Annotated in this window: 14 protein-coding genes and 2 pseudogenes; 7 read left to right on the plus strand and 9 right to left on the minus strand. The window is 64.8% G+C overall.

The window, feature by feature from the left end; genetic code table 11:
• Window positions 1–3 precede the first annotated feature (3 nt).
• Genes EV580_RS21675 through EV580_RS21685 form a run of 3 tightly spaced genes read right to left on the minus strand, consistent with a single transcriptional unit; the run spans window position 4 to window position 4,754 of the window.
• Window positions 4–1,053 carry an alpha/beta fold hydrolase gene (locus tag EV580_RS21675; protein WP_133693459.1) on the minus strand — a complete coding sequence of 350 codons (1,050 nt, stop codon included), beginning with the start codon at window positions 1,051–1,053 and terminating at the stop codon, window positions 4–6.
• Between the two features lie 13 nt (window positions 1,054–1,066).
• Window positions 1,067–3,616 carry a 2Fe-2S iron-sulfur cluster-binding protein gene (locus EV580_RS21680; RefSeq protein WP_133693461.1) on the minus strand — a complete coding sequence of 850 codons (2,550 nt, stop codon included), beginning with the start codon at window positions 3,614–3,616 and terminating at the stop codon, window positions 1,067–1,069.
• A gap of 28 nt (window positions 3,617–3,644) precedes the next feature.
• Window positions 3,645–4,754, minus strand: a complete 1,110-nt coding sequence (locus EV580_RS21685; protein ID WP_133693463.1) for an LLM class flavin-dependent oxidoreductase — start codon at window positions 4,752–4,754, stop codon at window positions 3,645–3,647.
• A 186-nt stretch (window positions 4,755–4,940) separates the two neighbouring features.
• Here EV580_RS21685 and EV580_RS21690 point away from each other — a divergent pair, with 186 nt between their 5' ends.
• The 5 genes and pseudogenes from EV580_RS21690 to EV580_RS34300 all read left to right on the plus strand — a co-directional run bounded on the left by EV580_RS21690 (window position 4,941) and on the right by EV580_RS34300 (window position 11,369).
• Window positions 4,941–5,876 (plus strand): enoyl-CoA hydratase, encoded by a 936-nt coding sequence (locus EV580_RS21690; RefSeq protein ID WP_286171790.1) that lies wholly within the window; start codon window positions 4,941–4,943, stop codon window positions 5,874–5,876.
• A gap of 18 nt (window positions 5,877–5,894) precedes the next feature.
• Window positions 5,895–7,109: an acyl-CoA dehydrogenase gene (locus EV580_RS21695; protein ID WP_133693467.1), complete on the plus strand. Its 1,215-nt coding sequence runs from the start codon at window positions 5,895–5,897 to the stop codon at window positions 7,107–7,109.
• Between the two features lies 1 nt (window position 7,110).
• Entirely contained in the window at window positions 7,111–8,205 is a 1,095-nt protein-coding gene (locus EV580_RS21700; RefSeq protein ID WP_133693470.1) for an acyl-CoA dehydrogenase family protein, read from the plus strand.
• Window positions 8,202–9,707: pseudogene (locus EV580_RS34295) on the plus strand (long-chain-fatty-acid--CoA ligase); the annotation flags it as partial. The gene EV580_RS21700 and the pseudogene EV580_RS34295, both read left to right, overlap by 4 nt.
• Window positions 9,708–9,728: 21 nt before the next feature.
• On the plus strand, window positions 9,729–11,369 hold the full coding sequence (locus tag EV580_RS34300; RefSeq protein ID WP_255496798.1) for an AMP-binding protein: 1,641 nt from the start codon (window positions 9,729–9,731) through the stop codon (window positions 11,367–11,369).
• Here EV580_RS34300 and EV580_RS21710 read toward each other — a convergent pair.
• The 6 genes and pseudogenes from EV580_RS21710 to EV580_RS21735 all read right to left on the minus strand — a co-directional run bounded on the left by EV580_RS21710 (window position 11,341) and on the right by EV580_RS21735 (window position 16,693).
• Complete coding sequence (locus tag EV580_RS21710; protein ID WP_133693474.1) at window positions 11,341–12,798, minus strand: peptide MFS transporter; 1,458 nt, start codon at window positions 12,796–12,798, stop codon at window positions 11,341–11,343. The two genes, EV580_RS34300 and EV580_RS21710, sit on opposite strands and share 29 nt — an antisense overlap.
• 91 nt (window positions 12,799–12,889) lie before the next feature.
• Window positions 12,890–13,645: pseudogene (locus EV580_RS21715) on the minus strand (L,D-transpeptidase); the annotation flags it as partial.
• 163 nt (window positions 13,646–13,808) lie between these two features.
• Window positions 13,809–14,078: a hypothetical protein gene (locus EV580_RS21720; RefSeq protein ID WP_133693478.1), complete on the minus strand. Its 270-nt coding sequence runs from the start codon at window positions 14,076–14,078 to the stop codon at window positions 13,809–13,811.
• Window positions 14,079–14,176: 98 nt separating this feature from the next.
• A complete protein-coding gene (locus tag EV580_RS21725) occupies window positions 14,177–15,079 on the minus strand; it encodes a LysR family transcriptional regulator ArgP (protein WP_133694128.1) in 903 nt (300 codons plus the stop codon).
• The gene (locus EV580_RS21730) at window positions 15,076–15,348 is read right to left on the minus strand and encodes a hypothetical protein (protein WP_133693480.1); all 273 of its coding nucleotides are present in this window, start codon (window positions 15,346–15,348) and stop codon (window positions 15,076–15,078) included. Before EV580_RS21730 ends, EV580_RS21725 begins: the two co-directional genes overlap by 4 nt.
• Before the next feature lie 94 nt (window positions 15,349–15,442).
• The gene (locus tag EV580_RS21735) at window positions 15,443–16,693 is read right to left on the minus strand and encodes a cytochrome P450 (RefSeq protein WP_133693482.1); all 1,251 of its coding nucleotides are present in this window, start codon (window positions 16,691–16,693) and stop codon (window positions 15,443–15,445) included.
• Window positions 16,694–16,767: 74 nt separating this feature from the next.
• Between EV580_RS21735 and EV580_RS21740 the strand changes: the two genes are divergently transcribed.
• Window positions 16,768–17,376, plus strand: a complete 609-nt coding sequence (locus tag EV580_RS21740; protein WP_166654819.1) for a TetR/AcrR family transcriptional regulator — start codon at window positions 16,768–16,770, stop codon at window positions 17,374–17,376.
• Window positions 17,376–18,179, plus strand: a complete 804-nt coding sequence (locus tag EV580_RS21745; protein WP_133693486.1) for a siderophore-interacting protein — start codon at window positions 17,376–17,378, stop codon at window positions 18,177–18,179. The genes EV580_RS21740 and EV580_RS21745 overlap by 1 nt, the downstream gene beginning before the upstream one ends.
• Window positions 18,180–18,211: the final 32 nt, after the last annotated feature.

The following is an 18,211-nucleotide window of genomic DNA, read 5'->3' on the forward strand; positions in this document are numbered from 1 at the left end:
CACCTACGACAGCCCGGTGAGGAAGTCGAGGAGCAGCCGATTGGTCTCCTTGGGCTCCTCCTGCTGGATCCAGTGCCCCACGCCATCCACCATGTGAGTGCCGCGGTAGTTCGGCATCACCTCGTGTGCGCGTTCGGCGGCCTCGGCGCCCCAGGTGGTGCCCACGTCGTACTGGCCACCGATGAACAGCGCAGGCGGGGTCAGCGGGGTGCCATCGTACTCGGCGAGGTCGTGCCAGTCGTTGTCGATGTTGTGGTAGAAGCTCAGCGGACCACCCAGCCCGGATCGCTCGAATTCCCCTGTGTAGAAATCGAGATCGTCCTCGGTGAACCAGTCGGGCATGGTCTCCGGGTAGACGAAAGCGTCCTTGAGCCGGGCGCCGTGCGGCATGCACAGCGGGCCCGAACGGATCACCTCGATCGGGTCCATCGCGGCGAGATCGACACCGGCTGCCACCGCAGCCTCGGTGGCGACCCGCATGGCGTCCCCGGACACCGTGTAGGTGAGACCGAGCAACCAGCCGCGCAGATCCTCTTCGATCTCGGTGATGATGGCGTCCTGTTCGGAGAAGTAGTCCTGGTACCAGACCTTCCCGGGACCGGCCAGTTCGAGGTGATAGTCATTGGGCCGCTGCTCACCGAAGGGACTGCCCGGCAGGCCGATCACCCCGCGGCCGGCGAACGGCACGCTGATCCCGACCACGCCGCGGCAGCGTTCGGGATGCAGCCAGGCGAAGGTCCATGCCACCGGGGCACCCCAGTCGTGGCCAACCACCACCGCCTGCTTCTCGCCGTAGGCGTCGATGACTCCCACGATGTCGCCCGCCAATTCCTTGATGCGGTAGGCGGTTTGCACCCGGTACTTCGAGGATTGGCCGTAACCGCGCTGATCGATCGCCACCACCCGGTAGCCCGCGGCAGCCAGCGCCGGGATCTGATGACGCCAGGAATACCACGACTCGGGGAAGCCGTGCACCAACACAACCAGCGGCCCCTCACCGTCTTCGACGGCGTGGATCCGGGTGCCGCGGCAGTTCAGCATCCGATGAATCATCTGGGCCTCTTCTCTAATGGGAGGGGGTTGTCGCCAAATCGGCCGGGACAGGCTCGATGTGGCCGAAGCGGTCAGGCGACGGGATGGTGCGATTCTCGTAGTTGCGGGCGATGAGAGTCTTCTGCCCGGACAGCCGGGTGCGCGCCCACTTACCCACCACGCGGGCTGCCACCTTCGGCGTCATCAGCGCCGCAGCGGGTTTCACCAGATGCACCACAGCGAGGAACTCGTTGTAGACGTCCGGGTCGTCGTGCACCAACTCCATGACCCGGTCCATGTACCAGGTGAGCACGCCGAAGTAGAAGGGACGCTTCTTCTCGACATCCTTGAGCCAGTTGAACCGCAGGTTCTGCTCGCGGATGACGAACCAGGCGGTGTCGGCCAGCTTGGAGATGATGCGGAAATAGCGGCGGGGCAGATCCGGATGCGTGGGCTCGTACTTCGCGAGCAGCAGCTGCATTTCGCGAACTTCCTTGAGTGCCAGCGTCATCCCCAGGCCCGATATCGGATCGGCACTGGTGAACGCATCACCGACCACCAGCAGTGCGCGCGGCAGGTTGCGCTTCTTCTCGTAATGCAGCCGCAGCATGTTGGGATAGCGGAAGTTATAGATCGGTGAGGCAGGTTCCAGTCCGTCGATGTGTTCTCCGACGACGGGAGATGGCATGAAGTTCGCGAACTCCCGGAACTCCTGTGCCGTACGCGGAGGCGAATAACAGTTGTACGCGGCAAGTGTGGTGGAAAGGATGGTGCGCGAACTGTCGGTGTAGTACTGCGCGGAGTAGGTGTCCTCATACGGGCGGTACGCGTAGCCGATGACCATCACCTTGTCGTCCCATTGCCGCTCCGGAGGCACTTTGTGGAACATGGTGGAGTAGAAGCAGTTGATGAGGTCCTGCTCGACCTCGGGTGCCCCGACGCCGATGCGGTCCAGAAATTCCGGGATGCGGGTGTTCTTCCCCGACGCATCCACCACGAATTCGGCTGGCACCACCTCGAGTTCGTCACCATCGCCATCGACCGCAACGCCTATGACGGCATCGTTGGCGCGGTCGTAGACCAGGTCGGCCACCTCGGCCTCGTAGCGGAAGCTGATCCTCGGTTCGGAGTCCAGTCGGCGTCGCACACACCACTCCAGCAGTGGCCGACCGGCGCACACGATCTGAATGGGACCGGTTCCGGGCTTCTTCCACGTGCCCCCGAGGCGAATGCGGTACTGGGCCGCCATATCGACGTCGAAGGCGCCCTCGCGGACCATGTCGTCGATGATCCCGGGGAAGAAGCGCTCCAGTTCGATACGGCCAGCGGTGAGCAGATGGTGCAGGTGCCAGCCCTGTGCGGCTCCGGGCCTGCCCTCGCGGCGGGCGTGCGGCGCGTCCTTCTCCAGGACGATGACCTTGTCGAACGTCTCGCTGAGCACCTTGGCCGCGGCGATACCCGCGATGCTGCCGCCGACGACGACCGCGGTGCCGCGGCCGCGGCGGCGGATGTCGGCCAGGTCGATCGTGGCATTGTCCAGTCGCGCCGGTGTGCGCCGTCGCGCAGCACCGCTGGCCACGAACTTCTCGTAATACAAGCCGGTGCCATGGATGCCGTTGTCGTCGAGCCACTTCCGGGTGGATTCGACCATTCCGGCCGGTCCGCATACATAGACGTCCGCGTTACCGCCGTCGAACATCGTCGGATCGAGCACATCGGTGATTCGGCCAACCGCCCCGTCCCACTCCGCATTCGGACGAGAGACGACGGTGTGGACGTCCAGTCCCGGAAGTCGCCGCTTCAGCGCGTCGAGTTCGTCGAGCTTGCACAGGTCTTCGACTTCGGACACGGCGTACAACAGGTGGACGGGGCCGCGGTGACCATCGTCCAGGCTCTGCGCCATGGCGAGGATCGGCGACAGTCCGGTGCCGCCGGCCACCAGAACCACCGGCCGCACGGCCGGCCGGAGGAAGAAGCCGCCCTTGCTGCACCGCATGGCGATTCGATCGCCTACCTTGGCGTCATTACGCAGGTAGTCCGACATCACGCCCTGCGGCAGAAGTCGCACGATGAATTCCACTTCGGTGCGGCCGTCGGCGGGATGCGCATACGAATAGTTGCGCCAGATGTTCGTCCCCGGTACCTGCAGCTGAGCGAACTGCCCGGGTAGATAGACCAGCGGGTCCATCCCCGAGACGTCGACACGGAGCAGCGCCGTGGTCGGCGACACCTGCTCCACCGCGCTCACCACACCGAACCCGGTAACCAGCCGCGCGGCATTGTCGTCTGCCGGGTACTGCAGGTCGATCACGCAGTCGGACTTGGCGAAGGTCTGACACGTCAGCACCTTGCGGGCAACCCGTTCGTCGCCGGAAAGCCCCTCGGTACGGCCCATCTCGTAATCACCTGCGGTGCAGGTCGCTACGCAGGTCCCGCAGATCCCGCTCTGGCATTCGTTGACGATCGCGATGCCGTGTTCCTCGGCAGCCTCCAGGATCGACTGGTCCGGCTGGGCCGGCATCGTCTTCTGTGTCCCATCCGAATACCGCACGGTGATCGTTGGAACGTCCGTAGCCACCTGCATGTCTCCCGTCCTCTCGCGTCGGTCTCGATCAGACGATCAACGACGCCGGTTTCTTGGCGATGCGCGCATTCAGCCGCGGCATGACCTCTTCGGCCAGCAGCCGCATGGACTCTTTCCACGGACCCGGATTGTCGAGATAGTCGAAACCGAGGATGAGCAGGTGCCCGAATCCGCCGACCTGGTCGTAGGTGGCTTCGAGCTTGTCGACCACGGTTTCGACCGAGCCGACCACAAATGTGTTCTCGGCCAAGTACTCCGGTGTCACATCCTCGTCGGGCACCGACGGGTTGTGTTTGTAGAACTTGGTCATGCCGAACATCCGGAACGTCGGAAGGACGTATTCGCGCATGTTGCGGCCCATCATGCCGTCGACGGCATAGCGGAATGCCTGTTCGTCGGTTTCGGCGACGACGACCTCGCGCACCAGCCGCCAGTCCCGCCGATCCGGTGTCCGCCCGGACCGCTCGGCCCCTTCCAGCACCGCATCCCAGTGAGTGGCAACGTATTCGGCGTTGAGGTCGAGGCTCATCGGCAGGTACCCACGCTCGCCGGCCAATTTCAGAGTCTCGGAGCCCGCACTGAATCCGGTGACGCCGATCGGCGGGTGGGGCGCCTGGAACGGCTTGATATGCCGCTTCATCAAACCCTCGAACATCGGCGCAATTCCGTTGGCATTCCAGTACTTTCCGCGGAACTCCCACGGCTGATCCTCGGTCCAGACCTTCAGCATGATCTCGAGCGCCTCACGAGTCATCTCGCGGTGCTCACCGTTCTGGCCGTCGACGTCGAACAGCGCCCAGTCCCCGGGAATGCCGCTGGCGCCGACACCAAGCATGAACCGACCCTGCGCGAGGTGATCGAGGTACGCCACCCGATGGGCCAGCTCGACCGGATGGTGATAGGGCAGCAGATGCGCGCCGGGAGCGAGCTTGATGTTCTTGGTCCGCAGCAGCGCCTGAGCCAGTAACAGGTCCGGCGCACAGATCGGCTCCCACGGCACCGTGAAGTGCTCGCCGACCCACGCCTCCACGTAGCCCAGCTCGTCGGCCAGCGTGATGAGGTCAAGGTCCCACTGGGTCGCGTCGTACAGGCTGCGCTCCGGTGGATGCGCCGGCATCAGGAAAAGTCCGATCTCCATCTTGAACCCTCTCGGTAGTGGTCGAGCAAGCGCATGCGATCCGTCGGCTGCGACTTACAACACAGTACTAGCAAGATACTTGATTCGGCGCAAGATCCATTTTTCTTGCTTGTTTACTGAGCTGGTAGTTTCCCCATGAGCGTATTGGCTATGGACATTTTCGTCGTTGTCCGCGTAGCGTGCTGCATCAGCGGCAGCCATACGCAGCAACGGAAAGGAGCATTCGTGCAGCATTTCGACTACATCGGGTACGAGGTCATCGATGACGGCCGGATCGCCGTGATCACGCTCGATCGCCCGAAACAGCGCAACGCGCAGAACCGGGGAATGCTCGTCGAGCTCGGGACGGCGTTCGAAATGGCCGAAGAGGACGACGACGTACGGGTCGTCATCCTGCGCGGCGCGGGCCCCTGCTTCTCCGCGGGCCACGACCTCGGATCCTCCGATGACGTCCGGGAACGCTCCGCAGGCCCCGGCCAGCACCCGACTTACCAATGCAACGGCGGAACGCTGACCGGCGCCGAAGCCCGGCACCGGCAGGAGTGGCACTACTTCTTCCAGAACACCAAGCGGTGGCGCAACCTGCGAAAGATCACCATCGCTGAGGTACACGGACTCGTTGTGTCGGCCGGCCTGATGCTGACCTGGTGCTGCGATCTCATCGTCGCCGCACAGGACACGACCTTCGCCGACGTCGTCGGGACCCGGCTGGGTATGTGCGGGGTCGAGTATTTCGGTCACCCGTGGGAGTTCGGGCCGCGCAAGGCCAAAGAACTGCTGCTCACCGGCGACTCACTGAGCGCCGATGACGCGCACGCACTCGGAATGGTCAGCAAGGTCTTCCCGGCCGATGAGCTCTCGGCGCGCACCATCGAGTTCGCCCGCCGGATCGCCAAGGTGCCGACCGTCGCTTCGCTGCTGATCAAGGAATCGGTGAACCAGACCGTGGACGCCATGGGATTCTCCACCGCCCTGGATGCCTGCTTCTCCCTGCATCAGCTCAATCACTCGCACTGGGCCGAGATCAACGGCAACCCGCTGGGCATCGGAACCGTCGAGGACGGACTCGAGGATTGGCGGCTGGCTCCGGAAATCCTGCCCGCCGCCAAGAACCGGCCCTGAGTCGGGAGCGAAGCACAGGTGGACATCGACTATCCCGCCGAAGCAGAGGCATTTCGCGGCGAGATCCGGGCGTTCCTGGCTGACCATCTGCCCTCTGACTGGGCCGGACCCGGTGCGCAGCCGGCCGAGGAACGTGAAGAGCTCCGGCACCGCTGGCGCAAAGTCCTTGCCGACCGTGGCCTGGTGGCGGTCTCCTGGCCCAAGGAGTACGGCGGCGGCGGGCTGTCCGTGATCGAACAGGCGGTACTGGCCGAGGAGTTCTCCTGCGGTGGCGCCCCTGAACGCGACGAGAACGACATGTTCGGCATCGATCTGCTGGGCAATACGCTGATTGCGCTGGGCACCGAGGAGCAGAAGAAGCAGTTCCTGCCGCGGATCTTGTCCGGCGAGGACCGCTGGTGCCAGGGATTCTCCGAACCCGAGGCGGGTTCGGATCTCGCGTCCGTCCGTACAAAAGCCGTCCTCGACAATGACGAGTGGGTGGTCAACGGGCAGAAGATCTGGACGTCGGCTGGCCCGACGGCCAACTGGATCTTCGTTCTGGCCCGAACCGACCCCGACGTGCCGAAGCACAAAGGCCTGTCGATGTTGTTGGTGCCGGTGGATCAACCCGGGGTCGAGGTGCGGCCGATCGTCAACGCGGCCGGCCACGCGTCGTTTTCTGAGGTCTTCTTCACCGACGCCCGCGCCAGGGCCTGCGACGTGCTGGGCGGCGTCGGCGGTGGCTGGGCAACCGCGATGACGGTCCTCGGCTTCGAGCGTGGCTCTCAGATCACCACGGCGGCAATCGAGTTCGGCCGCGGGCTGGACTGGCTGCGGCAGCTCGCCAGGGAGCGGGGCCGCAACACCGATCCCCTGATCCGCGACGAGCTGGCATGGTGCTACTCGCGCGTGCAGATCCTGCGCTACCAGGGCTACCGGGGCCTGACCACCCTGCTGAACGGACAGCGACCGGGCGCCGAGGCTGCGATCAACAAGGTGGTCTGGAGTGAATATTTCCAGCGCTACACCGAGCTGGCCGTCGAGATCCTCGGTGTCGATGCTCTGGTTGCCGACGGCCCGGGAAACGGTGAGGCACTGATCATTCCGGTCACCGGCACACCGAATTCGGCGGCCTGCTGGCTCGACGAGTTCCTCTACGCACGTGCTTCCACCATCTACGCAGGCAGCTCGCAGATCCAGCGCAATGTGATCGGCGAGCAGCTGCTCGGACTTCCCAAGGAGCCACGCTGACATGGATTTTCGGTACAACACCGAACAATTGGACTTCCGCGATTCGATGCGCGCCTTCCTGCAGGAGGCCACCCCGCTGTCGTGGGTACGCGATATCGCCGGCGCACACGGCCACGACGAGCGGCTGTGGCAGCGACTGTGCCGCGAGCTGGAATTGCCGGGGCTGGCGGTCCCGACGGAGTACGGCGGAGTCGGCGGCACCCTGGTGGAATCGGCGATCGTCTTCGAGGAGTTCGGCCGCGCCCTGACCCCGGTTCCACTGGCATCGCATGCTTTTGCCGTCCACGCCGTGCTGAGCATGGGCAGCGAGGAACAGCGTCAGCGCCTTCTTCCCGGTCTGCTCAGCGGGCAGCGCATCGCGGCCTTTGCGCCCACCGGTCCCGACGCCGCGAACCCCACCTGCGCGACCGTGTCGGCCTCCGATGACGGTGGACGCACCGTGCTGGACGGTGCGTGCGCGCCGGTTCTGCACGGCCACGTCGCTGGGCTGCTCGTCATCGCCGCACGCGCCGAGGAGTCGGTCGGACTGTACCTGGTCAACACCGATACTCCGGGAGTCCACGTCGAACGGCTGCCGTCGTTCGACATCACCCGGCCGGTCGCTCGCGTGACGCTGCGCCAGGCCGTTGCGGAGCCCCTCGACGCGGCGCCCGATCAGTTCGAGCAGGTGCTGGACACCGCCCGAGTGCTGCTGGCCGCCGAGATGCTGGGCGGGGCAGAGGCGTGTCTGACACTGAGCGTCGACTATTCTTGCAGCAGAAGGCAATTCGACCGAGCAATCGGCATGTTCCAAGCGGTCAAGCACATGTGTGCCGAGATGGCGATCGAGATCGACGCGACGAGGGTGGCGGTGATGTTCGCAGCGATGAGCGCCGAAGATCCCGCTGAGCTGTCCATCGCAGCGCCGTTGGTCAAGGCGCAGGCCGCCGACACGTTCACCCAGTGCGCGGGTACCGCCACCCAGGTACACGGCGGGATCGCGTTCACCTGGGAACACGACTTGCACCTGTACCTGCGCCGCGCCAAGACCACCGCAGCCTTGTTCGGCAGTAGCGCCCAGCACCGGGCGCTACTGGCCGACCGGGTCGGCTTATGACCACATCCGCCTCGACGGGCATCACCCTCAGCGACGTCCTCGCCCGGCACGCCCGGGTGCGCCCCAACGCCGTCGCATTCACCGACCCCCGTCGCCGTGCGACCTTCGGTGAGACCGACATCCGAGTGACCCGCCTGGCCAACGCACTGGCTGCGCGCGGCATCGGGCGTGGCGATCGGGTGGCGGTGCTGGGCCTGAACAGTCTCGAAGTCGTCGAAACCTGGTTTGCCGCATCGCGTCTGGGCGCCATCGTGGTTCCGCTGAACTTCCGCTTGGTTGCCGACGAGATCGCCTACCTGCTGACTGACAGTGGTGCGTGCGCGGTCGTCGTCGATCACGCACTGGCACCGGTTCTCGAGTCGGCTCAGCCGAGATCGGTTCGCACAGTGCTGACCATCGGGGACGACCTGGAGACGGCCATCGCGGATGCCGGCGACCAACCACTCGACGTCGTGGTCGGTGACGAGGAGCCCGCGTTCATCATGTATACCTCCGGAACCACCGGATTCCCCAAAGGTGCTGTGCTGACTCAACGCAACCTGTACCTGCACGCGTTCAGCTCGATCGGGACTCTGGGTCACCGCGCCGACGACGACTGTTGGCTTGGAGTCGCGCCGCTGTTCCACACCGCCGGTGTGTCCGGACTGCTGCCGGCATTCCTCACCGGCGGCAAGGTCGTCATTCCCTCCTCGGGCGGATTCGACGCCGAGGCGACAGTGCGAACGATCGTCGCGGAACGGGTGACCTCGTGCTGGATGACCCCGGCGCAGTGGCAGATCGTCTGTGCGCTGGACGGACTCTGCGAGTGGGATCTGTCCGGTCTGCGGCGCATCTGGTGGGGCGCTGCGCCCGCCTCTACCACCTTGCTGCAGAACATGATCGAGTCTTTCCCCGGCGCGGAGATCGTCGCCGCCTTCGGGCAAACCGAGTGCAGCCCCATCACCTGCCTGTTGAGCGGTGATGACGCGATCGCGAAAATCGGTTCGGTGGGCACGCCGATGCTCAACGTCGAGGCCCGCATCGTCGACGACGACATGAACGAGGTCGAGCAGGGCATGGTCGGCGAGATCGTCTATCAAGGCCCACTGGTGATGACCGGATATTGGAACAAGCCGGCCGAGACCGCGGAGGCTTTTCGCGGCGGATGGTTCCATTCCGGTGACCTGGTCAGGCAGGATGAGGACGGCTACATCTACGTGGTCGATCGGAAGAAAGACATGATCATTTCCGGCGGAGAGAACATCTACAGCGCCGAGGTGGAGAACGTCTTGGCGGCGCACCCCAAAGTCGCCGAGGTGGCCGTCATCGGTGTGCCCGATCCGAAATGGGGCGAGACTCCCCTGGCGGTGATCGTGCCCCGAGATCCCGCTGATCCGCCCACCGATGACGAGATCGAATCGCACTGCCGCGAACATCTGGCGGCCTACAAGCGCCCGCGTCGCGTCGCCATCGTCGACACGTTGCCGCGCAATGCGAGTGGGAAGGTACTCAAGACCGTCCTGCGCGAGCGTCACGGCACACCGATGTCGTATTCGGCAGGACCGGATAACGTTGCGCTGCTGGACGAGACCATCGGCGGGAACTTCGAACGCACCGCTGCGGCCTATCCCGACATCGACGCATTGGTGGACGTCGCGACCGGTCGGCGCTGGACCTACGCCGAGTTGAATCGTGAAATCGATTCACTGGCAAGAGCATTGATGTCATCGGGCATCGACAAGGGCGATCGGGTGGGCATTTGGGCACCCAACTGCGCGGAATGGACGATGCTCCAGTACGCCACCGCCAAGATCGGCGCGATCCTGGTCACCATCAATCCCGCCTACCGCACCCACGAACTGGCCTACGTCCTGCGGCATGCCGGCGTCCGGATGCTGGTGTCGGCGACCGACTTCAAGACTTCCGACTACCGCAGCATGGTCGCCGAGGTGCGCCCCGAGGTGCCGGGAGTGTCCGAGGTGGTGTTCCTCAACTCCCCGGACTGGGAGGCGCTGCGGCAGCGCGCCGGCCAGACCTCGGTCGACGAGCTGCGCTCCCGGATTGACTCCCTGACGCCAGAGGATCCCATCAACATCCAATACACGTCCGGCACAACGGGATCCCCCAAGGGCGCGGTGCTCTCCCACCGCAACATTCTCAACAACGGATACTTCGTCACCGACCTGATCAACTTCGGCCCGGGTGACCGGTTGTGCATCCCGGTGCCGTTCTATCACTGCTTCGGCATGGTGATGGGCAATCTCGGGTGCACCACCCACGGCGCCACGATGGTCATCCCGGCCGCCGGCTTCGATCCCGGCGCGACCCTGGCCGCGGTCGAACAGGAACGGTGCACAGCGCTGTACGGAGTGCCGACCATGTTCATCGCGATGCTCGGTCACCCCGACCTGGCTCACCGTGATGTGTCGTCGCTGCGGACCGGCATCATGGCCGGTGCCCCGTGCCCGGTCGAGATCATGAAGCGCTGTCTCGAACAGTTGCACATGTCAGAAGTGTCGATCGCCTACGGCATGACCGAAACCTCGCCGGTGTCATGCCAGACATTGATCGACGACGACCTCGAACGCCGGACCGCGACTGTCGGACGCGCGCATCCCCACGTCGAGATCAAGATCATCGACCCTGACAGCGGTGCGCTCGTCGAGCGGGGTGCGACCGGCGAATTCTGCACCCGCGGTTACTCGGTGATGCTCGGCTACTGGAACGACGCCGAGAAGACCGCCGACGCCATCGACGGTGAGGGCTGGATGCACACCGGCGATCTGGCGGTGATGCGCGAGGACGGCTACTGCCAGATCGTCGGACGGATCAAGGACATGGTGATTCGCGGCGGTGAGAACGTCTACCCCAGGGAGGTCGAGGAATTCCTCTACACCCACCCCGATATCGACGATGTCCAGGTGATCGGCGTTCCCGACCCGCGCTATGGGGAAGAGATCTGCGCATGGATCAAGATGCGCGCAGGCGCTGCGCCGTTGGACGCCGCCGCTGTGCAGTCGTTTGCAGCGGGAAAGCTGGCGCACTTCAAGGTTCCGCGGTACGTGCGGGTTGTCGATGACTTCCCGATGACCGTCACCGGAAAGGTGCGCAAGGTCGAGATGCGAGCCGAGATGATCCGGCTGCTCGACTCGACCGTCAGTGCACCCCCTCCATCAGCCGGCTGACCCGGGGCGCGAACGCCCACACGACCACGCCGACGGCGATGGCGACAGCACCCAGAATGCCGAAGTACGCGAACTCGTCGTCCGGACTGTAGTAGCCGGACAGCACGCCAGACATCGCCGTGCCAAGACCGACGGAGAAGAAGTACAGCGCCATCATCTGAGCACGAAAAGCATTGGGCGCCAATTGAGTCGTGACGGACAGCCCGATCGGCGACAGCATGAGTTCGGATATCGCGAAGACGCCCATGACCGCCACGATGAATAGGGCGGGCACGCTTCGGCCTGTCGTCCCGGCCATCGGCAGGAACAACAGGAACGCCGCTCCCATACCGATCACGCCGTAGGCGAACTTGCGCGGAGTGGTGGGCGCGCGCCGGCCTAGCTTGGTCCACATCGCGGCAAAAAGCGGTGACAGCAAGATGATCCACACCGGTTCGATGGAACCGATCCAGTTCGACGGTGCTCGCCAGCCGAAGATCGACCAGTTCATTCGCTCATCCGAGTAGACCGCGAGCACCGTGAAGATCTGCTGAAACAGCGACCAGAACACGGCATTGGCGATGAACAACGGGATGAATGCGCGCACCCGGGTGCGCTCCAGCGGCTCGACGCTGGGGCTGCCCAGCATCACCGCGAAGTACCCGACCGACGCGACGATGAGGATCCCGGTGGTCACCTGGGACAAGTTGGCCAGCGTGATCAGACCGAACACGAATGCCAGCACGGCAGCGGCAATCACCACCAGTGCGATCCCGGCGGTGCGCCAGAACTCCTTGTGCGACAAGGGGTGCGGAACGGTGCGACCATGGCTGCCGAGGTTGCGGCGGAACACCACGTACTGGGTCAGTCCCAGCGCCATGCCGATTGCTGCCGCACCGAACCCGTAGTGGAATCCGACCTTGGTCTGCAGAAGACCGGTGATCAGGGGGCCGACGAACGACCCGAGATTTATGCCGAGGTAGAACAGCGTGAATCCGCCGTCGCGACGTGGGTCGCCCTCCTCATAGAGTGTGCCCAACAGGGAGGACGCATTGGCTTTCAGCGCACCCGATCCCAGCGCGATGAGCACCAGACCGACCGCGACACCGGTCAGCCCGGGCAGCACCGCCAGCGCGATGTGGCCGCACATGACCACCACTCCGCCGTACAACACGGTGCGTTCCATGCCCAGTAACCGGTCGGCCACCCAGCCGCCGAGGACCGTGGACAGATAGACCAGACCGCCGTATGCGCCGACGATGCCGGTCGCGGTGGCCTTCGGTAATGCCAGACCACCGTCGGTGAGCGAGTAGTACAGGTAGTAGCCGAGGATCGTGAGCATCCCGTAATACGAGAACCGCTCCCACAGCTCCACACCGAAAAGGTTGGCCAGGCCGACCGGATGCCCGAAAAAGGTTCTTTGCGTGGGCAAGATCTCGGCATCGGACATGGGTGTCACGATGCCACATCGTCAACCGCAGTTCAGCGGTTCACCGCCGAGACCATTTCCCGGGTCGCTGCGCTCCTGCCCGCCGAAACCGTCAAGCCCACTGCTCCCACGGCACGCTCCAGTCACCGTTCTGCCACAGCTGCAGGGGTTTGCCACCGGTGTTGCGCACCTCGACGACGTCCCCGGGAACCGAGAAGTTGTAGAACCAGATGGCGTTGTCGCGGTTGAGATTCAGACAGCCATGGCTGGTGTCGGTGTTGCCCTGGGCCCACACCGTCGCGTCCAGCTCGTGCAAATAGACACCGTCACTACTGATCCGCACCGCATAGTTGATCGACTCCTTGTAGCCGAGATGGGAGTTGATCGGCAGACCGTACGTGGAGGAGTCCATGATCACCGGATTGCTCTTGTCCAGAACGGTGTAGATGCCCGGCTGAGTCCAGAAGCTCAGGGTCGTGTTGCCGACCTTCTCGGTACCGCCACGCCCCATCGACGTTGGCATGGTGCGCACCAGCTTTCCGCCGTCGAAGACGGTCACCTGTTTGGTGGCGTCATCGGCAATCGACACGTGCGAGGCGCCGATGGTGAACGACAGTGGCGGCCCCGGCCCCGGGGTGACGGTCACGACCGTGCCCGGGTCGTAGTACTGCGGAGGGCGCCAATGGGCAGTCCGATCATCGACCCAGTGCCAGGCGCCTGCGACTTCCGGCGCTGTGTCGACAGCCAAAGCCTGATCGGCCAGACCCTTGTCGGCGACCGGACCGTCGAAATGCGCGACGATCACCGTGCCGATGCCGTAGGTCGCGCCGTTTTGCAACGGGGCGCCAGATGTCGTGGTGAAGCGAACATTGGGCAGCACGTCGTCGGCGTGCGCAAGCGTGGCCGGGCCTGCCTGGAGTCCGATCAGCGCTACCAACAACGCCAACGCAACCCGGGCCGTGCGCCTGACATCACCCATTCACCACTCCGATCGACGGATCAACGGCGTCGATCGTAGACGGCGAACCTGTTTATCCCGGCGTTGCCGACGTCGGCGTAGTGGTGATCTGCGGTGTCGCGACCGACGGAGTCACCGAGCCTTGGCCGGGTGAGGTACTCGTGGTCACCCCGGTTGTCATCGTGACCGTCGACGGTGCGGTGACCGAACCGGGATCGGATAGCACTGTCCCCGAACCACGCTCGACGTGTATCGCGGCAAACAGTGCGCCACCAGCCAGTACTGCACCCGCGCCGATGGTCGCAGCCGCCAACGTCATACGGGCAGGACGGTTTTCTTTCATCTCATACACCCCAGTCGTCGATAGCTCGTCTGGGACCGGTTAACCGAATCGACGATGCGGAAACCTTGTGGTGTGGCTGTGACTTTCCTGTGTGCGGACTAACGCCGGGTTCTCAGCGCCGCTGCCGCGGCCAGAACCGTGCCGGTCACGGTGTCCATCAGCGGACTGTCGAGTTTCCAGCACTGCCAGAACAACGGAACATCCAGGTGGACATCGCAGACCTGGACGAAAGACCCGTCGGCGATCGCCGTCGCCGCCGACTGTTCGGGATACATCCCCCACCCCAATCCGGCGCGTACGGCGGCGCCGAACCCCTCCGCAGTCGGCACATAGTGGACGGGCCGATCGATGTCGCGTCGAAAGGTTTTGCGCACCAACATGTCCTGCAACGCATCGTCGCGGTTCCACGCCAGCGACGGCGACTGCGCCACCGCATCTGCGGTGAAACCGCTTGGCAGATAGCGCTTTACGTAGCCGCTGCTGGCCACCGGCAGATATCGCATCACGCCGAGCGGCCGCACCCGGCAGCCTGGCACCGGGGTGCGTTCGGTGGTGACGGCACCCATCACCACGCCTTCGCGTAGCAGCCGCGCGGAATGATCCTGATCCTCGATCCGGATGTCGAACAACACATCAGGCAGATCCGAGAGCACGCCGGCGAACCACGTCACCATCGAATCCGCGTTGACCGCCATCGCAATACGCGGCCGTGGCGACGACTCGCCGCCACCGGCCATCTCGGCGATGGCCTCTGCTTCCAGAATCGCGGTCTGAGCGGCCAGCCTCAGCAACGGCTTACCGGCCGCCGTTGGTACACAGGGCTTTCCGCGGACCAGAAGTACCTGGCCCACGTATTTTTCGAGCGCCTTGATGCGCTGGCTCACCGCCGACGGCGTGACGTGCAATCGATCAGCCGCCGCCTCGAAACTGCCGAGTTCGACAATCGCCGCGAAGGCCGCTAACTGGCCCGCGTCGAGCCGGGCCTCACCGGAGCCGCTCAGTAGCAGGGATCCGAGCCGGGCGTGTAATACGGCACCCCTTGCGGCGTGTAGCACGGTGGCTGACCGGACGCCGCCTGTGCGGCGGCATCGTCATCGGTCGCCACCGCACCGGCCACCGCGACATCACCGGCGACGTTGGTGCAGCCACCCACATTGACGTGCCGCCCGCCGGCGTCACCACACACATCGGCTTGCGCGGCCGGTGCGATCATCACCGGTGCCGCGGCCATTGCCATGGCGCTCAACAGCGCCGCTGCCAGCTTCTTCATGGTCCCTACTTCCGCTGTCAGAAACCGACTCAACGGCATTATCGCCGTTGCCGGTCGTTGTCGCGGTGTATTCGCCCGAGAGTGTTCGTCGGCGCTACTTCAGTGAGTAGCGGATCGGCAGGTGCTTGACCCCGCCGACGAATGTGGTGGCCGAGAGTTCCGGCTCGCCAGCCAGTTCGATGGTCTTGATGCGCGGGACGAGTTCGGAGAAGAAGCTGTTCATCTCCATGCGGGCCAGTGCCGCGCCCAGGCAGAAATGCACTCCGTAGCCGAAGGACAGGTGCTTGTTGGGATCGCGGCCGACGTCGAAGCGCATCGGGTCGTCGAAGACCTCTTCGTCGCGGTTGGCCGAAACATAGGACAGCAGAACCGATTCGCCCTTGGCGATGCGGACACCGCGGACTTCGGTGTCCGCCTGCGCAGTGCGCATGAATTCCTTGACCGGGGTGACGCAACGGATCATCTCTTCGACCGCGGTGCCCATCAGGCCCGGATCATTTTGCAGGCGTTGCAGTTCGGCGGGATTGCGTACCAGTTCCAGCAGCCCGCCGGCGATGCCTGCGCTGGTGGTGTCGTGGCCGGCGCTCGCGACGATCACGTAGTAGGACGCGGTATCCATGTCGGACAACGGCTCGCCGTTGATCGTCGCGTTCGCGATCGCCGACGTTAGATCCTCGGTCGGGTGCTCACGACGGGATGCGGTCAACGCCGAGAAGTACGTGAAGAAGTCGAGCAGCACCGCGAGCATCGCGTCGCTGGATCCGTCGCGCTGAAACTCGGTGTCATCGCCACCGAACAGTTCCTGGGTCAGCTTGAGCATGCGAGGAAAGTCGGATTCGGGCAGGCCCAGCAAGGTCAGGATGACGTAGAGCGGGTAGTTGACCGCGATCTCCTGGGAGAAGTCGAGTTCCGGGCCACGCTCGGCCATCTGGTCGACGTACATCTTGGCCAGCTCGTCGCAGCGAGCCTTCAAGTCCCGCATGGCTTTCGGGCGAAACCAGTCCGCACCGATCTTGCGCATGTCGCGGTGGTGCGGGTCGTCCATGTGGATCAGCGTGCTCAGCCCGATCCCGGCTTCCCGGTCGGCCATCAGCTTGTCGTCGAGTTCGCTGGCCACCAGGATCGGCCGCGGGTCGTTGGTGAAGAGGTCGTTCTGCCGCTCGATGTCCATGACGTCGGCATGTTTGGTGATCGCCCAGAACGGCCGGTAGCCCTCGACGTCGACCCAGGACACCGGCGCGTGCTTGCGCAGATGCGCCAGCGCCGCGTGCAGTTGGGCTTCGTCGGTGTAGGACTGCGGGACAGCCAGAGCGCGGCCCGCGTCGTCCATGATCCGTGCGGTCATCGACAACTCCTTGGAATCTGGAACGAATTCGTTCTAGATTATGACGCACACCACAGATGGGTCAAGATGTCGTCATGACTGTCGAGGGACGCACCTACGGCGGGCTGAGCTCCGAACAACGCTCACAGGAGCGCCGCGAGCGCCTGCTCGACGCGGCACGCGACCTGATTGCCGAGGTCGGCGTCGCGCCACTGACCGTCGACCTGGTGTGTCAGCGAGCCAAACTGAGCAAGCGCTACTTCTACGCCGAATTCACCACCAAGGACGATCTTCTGGACGCGTGCGCCGAGGCGCTCTACGACCGGCTCAAGGCGGCGATGGAATTGGTGCTCGTCACCGCTCCCCTACCCGAGCGCGCCCACGGGGTGCTGAACACGGTGGTGCGCACGTTGGTCGCCAGTGCGGCCGATGCGCGCCTGTACATGGAGTCACCGGGATTTCCGCGGCTGCGCCAGCTCCAGCAGCGGGAGATCGCCGAGTTCACCGAACGTATCGCCGCCGAGGCAATGCCGTTCGAAGGACAACCCAAGCCGTCGGTGGACCGTCTGCTCGCGACCAGGGCGATGGTCACCGCCGCGACGGAGCTCATCAGCGCATGGCTACACGGCGATATCGATACCGACGAGGACACTCTCGTCGCCACGTTGACCGCCATCACCCTCGGCGCGGCCCGGGCTTCCTGATGAGCTTCTCGCCCGCGACCGTCCTCGAGACGCTCCAGCTGAGCCCGCGGCTGCGCCGGATCGGCCTGCGTGTCGAAGACCCCGGTTCGCTGGCCATCCCGGCGGGCGGCGACTGCGCCGTCGGCGTCTACTTCGACCCCACGACTCCCGAGGAAGGCCGCACCTACTCCGTGCACAGGCACGACGGCGACCGCATCGACCTCGACATCGTTCTGCACACCGGTGGCCGCGGCAGCACGTGGGCACAAACGGCGGCGGCCGGGGATCGCGTCGGGCTCGATCACGCCCGCGCCTGGTATCACCCGCCGCCGGGCACCGCACGGCAGCTGCTCGTCACCGACCTCTCCGGCCTGCCGGCCGCCGCCCGCATCATCGAAGAAGCACCGCCCGCGGTTGCGATCACGGTCCTCGTCGAGGCCGCCGACCATCACGACCTGGACTACCTGCCTGTCCGGCCCGGTGTCGCGATCGTTCCGAGCCTCGGCACCGGCAACGGGTTGGCGCCGAGCCGGCTGGCGGACCTCGTTCGCCAGGTCGACCTCGCGGCCCACGGCTACTGCTGGTCAGGCTGCGAAGCAGCGGTGTCGCGCGAGGTCCGCAAATACCTGCGCGGTCACGGCTGGGCCATCGACGAGTACGACGTCACCGGGTACTGGCGATTGGACTCCGAGGCCTGGGATGCCAGGTTCGCCCTCACCAGTGAGGAGGCCGTGAGGGTGTACCGGCGGGCAATCGCCGACGGCAAGGGCGACAAGCTGGCGTCCGAAGAGTTCGACGACGCACTGGAACGGCTCGGTCTCTAAAGCAGCCTGGTCGCGCCCGTTTTGTGATCTCC

The sequence above is a fragment of the Mycobacterium sp. BK086 genome, from assembly GCA_004362315.1.
Taxonomy (GTDB): Bacteria; Actinomycetota; Actinomycetes; order Mycobacteriales; family Mycobacteriaceae; genus Mycobacterium.